The 6,129-nt window shown below is 61.8% G+C and carries 5 protein-coding genes (1 of these 5 cut by a window edge); 2 read left to right on the forward strand and 3 right to left on the reverse strand.

Translation table 11 applies throughout. The features are described 5' to 3' along the window. Positions 1–2: 2 nt before the first annotated feature. Positions 3–1,157, reverse strand: a complete 1,155-nt coding sequence (locus AC522E_RS17365) for a 2-aminoethylphosphonate--pyruvate transaminase (protein ID WP_500747491.1) — start codon at positions 1,155–1,157, stop codon at positions 3–5. Positions 1,158–1,263: 106 nt separating this feature from the next. Here AC522E_RS17365 and AC522E_RS17370 point away from each other — a divergent pair, with 106 nt between their 5' ends. Then, positions 1,264–2,142, forward strand: coding sequence for a LysR substrate-binding domain-containing protein (locus AC522E_RS17370; protein ID WP_500747492.1), 879 nt, complete (start codon positions 1,264–1,266; stop codon positions 2,140–2,142). Positions 2,143–2,145: 3 nt separating this feature from the next. Here AC522E_RS17370 and AC522E_RS17375 read toward each other — a convergent pair whose 3' ends face one another. Beyond that, positions 2,146–4,596, reverse strand: coding sequence for a GcvT family protein (locus AC522E_RS17375; RefSeq protein WP_500747493.1), 2,451 nt, complete (start codon positions 4,594–4,596; stop codon positions 2,146–2,148). 78 nt (positions 4,597–4,674) lie between these two features. After that, entirely contained in the window at positions 4,675–5,454 is a 780-nt protein-coding gene (locus AC522E_RS17380; protein ID WP_500747494.1) for a DeoR/GlpR family DNA-binding transcription regulator, read from the reverse strand. A 145-nt stretch (positions 5,455–5,599) separates the two neighbouring features. On the opposite strand from AC522E_RS17380, the gene pbfA reads away from it, so the two are divergent. Beyond that, a protein-coding gene (gene pbfA, locus AC522E_RS17385; RefSeq protein ID WP_500747495.1) for a (R)-1-hydroxy-2-aminoethylphosphonate ammonia-lyase crosses the window boundary here: on the forward strand, positions 5,600–6,129 show its start. It continues 844 nt past the right edge of the window; the window shows 530 of its 1,374 coding nt (coding positions 1–530); it begins with the start codon at positions 5,600–5,602; its stop codon lies beyond the right edge, outside the window.

The following is a 6,129-nucleotide window of genomic DNA, read 5'->3' on the forward strand; positions in this document are numbered from 1 at the left end:
CCTTACGCTGCGCTGCGCAGGGGCGTCGAAACCCCCAGATCAGCCAAGACTTCACGCACGGCCGCGAGAGCGGAGCGCATGTCTTTGGGATAGAGCCGGCCAATGCACCCGATGCGGAAAGAATCCGCGACCGTCAGTTTGCCAGGATAGATCAGGAAGCCGCGTTCGCTGAGGCCGTCGTAGAAGCGCTGAAAGTCGAATGCGGGATCCTTGGGCATGTGGAACGTCACGATGATCGGCGCTTGCAGGCTCGTTGGAAGCAACGTGCTGAAGCCGAGCTCATGCATTCCATCGACAAGGACCCTGCAGTTTTCCGCATAGCGGCCGCCCCGCCCTTCAACTCCCCCTTCAGCCCAAAACTCCTCCAGGGCCTTATGGAAAGCCACGATGACATGAATGGGAGGCGTGAAGCGGAACTGTCCCGTCTTCTCGAAGCCCTGCCATTGATCATGGAGATCCAGGACGAGCGATGTCGCATTGCCCTTCGCGGCGGAGATGACATCGTGCTTTACGAGAACGAATCCGAGGCCCGGTACTCCCTCGATGCACTTGTTCGATGAAGCGGCGACCGCGTCGAAGGGGACCGACCTCGAATCCAGCGGCAACGCTCCAAATGCGCTCATGGCGTCGATCAGGAGTCGCCGCCCTTGGCGCGCCACGACGGCGGCAACTGCTTCGATAGGATTGCGAATACCGCTCGTGGTCTCGCAGTGAACGGCAAAGACGTGCGTAATGGCCGGATCGTTTCGCAACATCTCGTCGAGGTGTTTCGGATCGGGAGGCGTGTCTTCGGGAGTTTCGTAAATCGCTGTCGCCCGCCGGGCGATGTCGAGGATTTTCTTGGCGCGGTGACCATAGGCGCCATTGATGAGCACAAGCACCTTGCCGTCCGCCGGGACAAGGCTCGTCAGCATGGCTTCCACGGCGAAGGTGCCGGAACCCTGCATCGGGACCGTTACATAGCGCCCCTTGCCTTGGATGATTTCGGGCAGCCGCGTCAGCACGTCCTTGTTGATCTTGAGAAAGGTCGCATCGCGCGAGCCCCAATCATGGACCATCGCCTGCTTCACGGTTTTGGACGTGGTCAGCGGCCCAGGGGTGAGAAGGAGGGGATCTCCGGTTTCGGACTGTGCCCGGCGGGGCGAGAAAGACGACATCGCGGCATCTCCTGGATCGATCTTTGAAGCGTGCTTTGGCTCTTGCCATAGGTCAAATACTTGTTATGAATGCATAATATAGATTCTTTCTATATAAGAGACCTTGATGAACCTGACGCTGTTGTGGGCATTCCACCAGGTTGCACAGGAAGGCAGCTTCACGCGAGCGGCTATCGCGGGTGGCGTTAGTCAGCCCACTCTCTCCGCCCAGGTCCGAGCGCTGGAGGCGGCGCACTCCGTCAATCTGTTCGATCGCCGGCGCCGAGGGGTCACCTTGACACCCATGGGCCAGAACCTGCTCAGCATCACAACCCGGCTCTTTGCGGCGAAAGACGAAGCGGCAGCGCTGCTTGGCAGAGCGCGGACCCTGGCCCATGGCCATTTGCGGGTGGCAGCGGACAGCGCGAACCACGTCATGCCACTCCTCGTCCAGCTGAAAGGAGACCACCCCGGGCTCACGTTCTCGCTGACTGTCGGCAACTCGGCCGACGTGCTGCAGCAGATCCTGGACTACAAGGCCGATGTCGGTGTCACGGCGAAACGGATCTCGGACCCGCGCGTACACAGCCTGCCACTGCGTGTGGACCAACTCGTCCTCTTCGTGCCGAGGGCTCACGACTGGAGCTACCGTCAGCAGGTGCTGATGGAGGAGATCAACGGCCGGGCGCTCGTGATCCGCGAACGTGGGTCCATCACGCGGGAGGTCTTCGAGGCAGCGCTATCGGAAAAGGGTATCAGGCCTGGATCGGTGATCGAGGTGCAGACCCGCGAGGCGGTGCAGGAAGCCGTCCTGGCAGGGTTCGGGATCGGCGTCGTGTTCGAGAGCGAGGTTCGCAATCAGATCGACCTTCATACGCTGAAGGTGGAAAACGCCAATCTCTCTGTCGAAGAATATGTGGTCTGCCTGGAGGAGCGCCGCCGCGTCCCCCTCGTCTTCCGCTTTCTCGATATCGCTGAAGAGCTTGCCTGTCCTGCGCCGACCTGACCTTCATGCACGCATCCGCATGCTCGCAGGATCGTAAAATGGGCGGAGATCGCAGCGGATGGGCACTTCCACCCCAGCCACATCCATGATGAAGCCGCGCTTCGCAATCCAATTCGGATCGATGGGCTCTTCGCCACCATCGATCCAGCCAAGGCCGACGACGCTGCCGATCGTATATCCGTATGCCGCCGACGTGACTTGACCGACAGCCACGCCGTCCGCGCGGATCAGCTCGCCGCCCCAGGCAATGGGTGAGTCCGGCTCCTCGGCACGGAAGGAGACCAGCCGCCTCGTCAGAGGCTGCTGCCTAGCGCCGACCAGAGCCTCTCTACCAAGGAAGTCCCGGGCTTTATCGAGTGCGACAGCGAAGCCGAGGCCAGCCTGCCAGGGCGTGACATCCGGCGTCAATTCCCGTCCCCACGCGCGATAGCCCTTTTCGATGCGCAGCGAGTCGATGGCATAGTATCCCGCAGGCATCAGGCCGAGATCAGAACCCGCATCGGTAAGAATGTCGTAGACCAGAACGGCGAATTCCGATGGGATATAGAGCTCCCACCCCAGTTCCCCGACATAGGACCGCCGCGAGGCGAGAACGGTCGCATGGCCGATTCCGATCTCGCGGCAGCTCCCGAATGGAAAGGTCGCGTTATCGAGGGAGGCGTCCGTCACCCGAGACAGCAATAGGCGCGCATGCGGCCCCATCAGACCAAGGACGGCGAAGGCGGATGTCACGTCGGTGACCGTCACCGAGGACTTTGGCAGGCTGTGCCGCGCCATCCAATGTGCATCCCTGGTCGCCTGTGCCGTGCCGGTAACCAGCAGGAACCTGTCCTGGGCAAGGCGGGCTACGGTGACGTCGCTCTCGAACCCTCCGCGAGTGTTGAGAAGTGGCGTATAGACGGTCTGGCCCACGGGAACCGCCACGTCATTGGCACAGAGATACTGGAGGGCCTCTTCCGCATCGGGGCCCTGAATCATGAATTTGGCGAACGACGTCATATCGAACAGCGCCACCGCCTCGCGTGCGGCCTGATGCTCCTTGCGGACCCTTTCGAACCAGTTCTGCCGTCCGAAGGAGTAATCAATGGCACGCATTTCGCCTGGTCCGGCAAAGAAGTTGGCACGCTCCCAACCCATCTTTGAGCCGAAGACGGCTCCCGATGCGGCGAGGCGGTCATAAAGGGGCGACCGGCGGAAGGGGCGTGCGCTCTCCAGCTCCCTGTTGGGCCACGGCATGGCGTAGTGCAGTCCCAGCACCTCCCTGACACGTTCCTTCAGCCAGGCCTTGTTGTTGTGGAAGCCAGCGAAGCGGCGGATATCCACAGGCCAGAGGTCGAGGCTGGGCTCTCCCTCGGCGATCCATTCCGCCAGTGCCCGTCCCGCACCGCCACCGGAGGCGATCCCCATGGAGTTGAATCCGGCGGCGACGAAAACGCCGCGGACTTCAGGTGCCTCGCCAAGGATGAAATTGTTGTCTGGGGTGAAGCTCTCTGGCCCATTGAGAAAGGTCTTGATCGGCGCCGCCTCGAGCGCCGGCACACGGACAAGCGCGTTCTCCATCAGAATTTCGAACTGGTTCCAATCATCCGGAAGCAGCTGGAACTCGAAGGGATACGGAATTCCGTCCATGCCCCACGGTTTGGCGTGCGGTTCGAAGCCGCCCATGACGAGTCCGCCGACCTCCTCCTTGAAATAGATGTAGCCATCGGGATCGCGAAGGACTGGCAAATCGGGCGAGACACCCGGGATCGAATCCGTGACGATGTACATATGCTCCGCGGAATGCAGCGGGATCGACACGCCGCACATTTTTCCGACATCCCGCGCCCACTGCCCTGCGCAAATGGCCAGAACCTCGCATTCAATCGTCCCCCGATCCGTCCTGACCGCAGCGACGGCCCCGTTCACGACATCGATTGCCGTGACGCGGGTTTTCTCCAAAATCTGAACGCCGCCACTGCGGGCGCCGCGTGCCAGGGCCTGCGTCAGATCCGTGGGATTCGCTTTGCCGTCGCCTGGAAGCCAGACGGCGCCCGCAAGGTCGTCGGTCCGCATCAATGGGTAGAGCGCACCGGCTTCCTTCGGCGACAGAACCTCGATATCCACCCCCTGGGCGCGGGCCGAGGACGCGGTCCGACGCAGCTGGGTCATTCGTTCGCTGCTGCGCGCAACGCTGAGGGAGCCGGTTTGCTTCCAGCCTGTGGCAAGGCCGGTTTCCTGCTCCAGCCCGGCATAGAGCTCCGTCGAGTACTGAATCAGGCGGGTGATGTTGCTGTGCGAGCGCAGCTGACCGATGAGCCCTGCTGCGTGCCAAGTGGTTCCGCACGACAAGGATCCCTGCTCCAGCAGCACGACATCATGCCAGCCCAGCTTGGATAAGTGATAGGCAACGGATGTGCCGACGATGCCGCCGCCGATGATGACGACGCGGGCATGGTTGGGAAACGAAGTCATGGGTGCGATCCGTGAGATGTCGCTTCAGACTAGACACCCCGGACGGCAAATCAACACAAAAAACCACATAAAGCCGCATCAAGCGACGACGAGCCTGATCCCGCGCCGATTCAAGGCATCGGCAATGGTTTTTGGCGGAGGCCGGTCCGTGACAAGTCCGGCGATATGCTCGTCCCCGGGGATACGCAGCGCAGTCAGCTGGCCGAACTTCTCGTGATCGACGAGGAAATACGCCTTGCTCGCAACCGAAATCATGCGCGCGCGCTGCTCCGCGCCGATGCGGGTATAGTCCGTCACCTCCCCTTTTGGGGAAACGCCACCGACACCGATGAAAGCCAGATCGACGCGAAAGCGGCCGATAGCCTCGAGCATATCGACACCCGTCGTCGCCTCCTCGCGGGGCTCGACTTCACCGCCGAGGAGATAAACCCGGGTGTGAGGCATCCGCGCCATCAACTGGGCGACAGGCAACGAACCCGTACAGATCGTGAGGTTTTTGTGCTCTCTGAGCGCCGCGGCAAGGGCAAGTGTCGTCGTGCCGGAATCGAGAACCAGGACCATTCCATCATCGACGAGAGCTGCGGCACATCTTGCGATCGCGGCCTTGCCGGAGGCGTTCCTCATGACGCGTTCTTCATAGGCAGGTTCTATGCCCGGCCGCCGCGCCGCGCCGCCGTGCACGATATCGAGCTGCTGCCGGACAGCCAGTTGCTTCAGATCGCGCCGGATGGTTTCGTGGGAAACGCCGAACTGCGCTGCGAGCTCGCTGACGGCGACGAAACCGTCTGTCGAGATCCGCTTGACGATCTCGCCCTGGCGGAGCGCCGCCAATGGTTTTGACAGGGCTTTTCGGGCCAAAGTCGTTCCTCCGATCCGGAGATGTAGCAGGCGCAGGAGTGCCAAGCCAGCGTGCATAGCCACAAACTACCACAAAATGCGGCAGGCCAGCCTTTTCCTTCCGCTCCGACGTGCTAGGCTGCCAGCTCCACGAAGGGGAGCGCAGATGGGCGACGAAGCCTTTTTCGAAGGGGATACCCCTCATGAATCCGAGAGCGATACCAACGCCACGCCATTGCGTGCAGCGTGGTCTGCGGAGCATATCGATCCCGCCACCCGCGCCCTTCTTGATCGTGATTCACGGAGTTTCCTTCACCAGTCCGTATCGACGCCGTGCCTCAATGCCGTGGTCGGGGCAGAGGGAATCTATCTCGAGGATCTTGCCGGTCGAAGATACATGGATTTCCATGGCAACAACGTTCACCACATTGGCTATGGGCACCCCCGGCTGAAGCGAGCCATCGTCGAGCAGATGGACACTCTTCCCTTCGCGCCTCGCCGGTTCACCTGCCATCCCGCGGTTGAGCTGGCGGAAAAGCTTGCATCCATCGCCCCGGGCGGTCTGTCGAAGGTCCTGTTTACCACAGGTGGATCCGATGCCGTCGAGGTTGCCATCAAGGTTGCGCGGGCCGCGACCGGACGGTTCAAGACCCTGTCGTTCTGGGACGCCTTTCATGGCGCAGGTTTCGGCGCGGC

Source organism: Microvirga sp. BF8 (assembly GCF_059888585.1).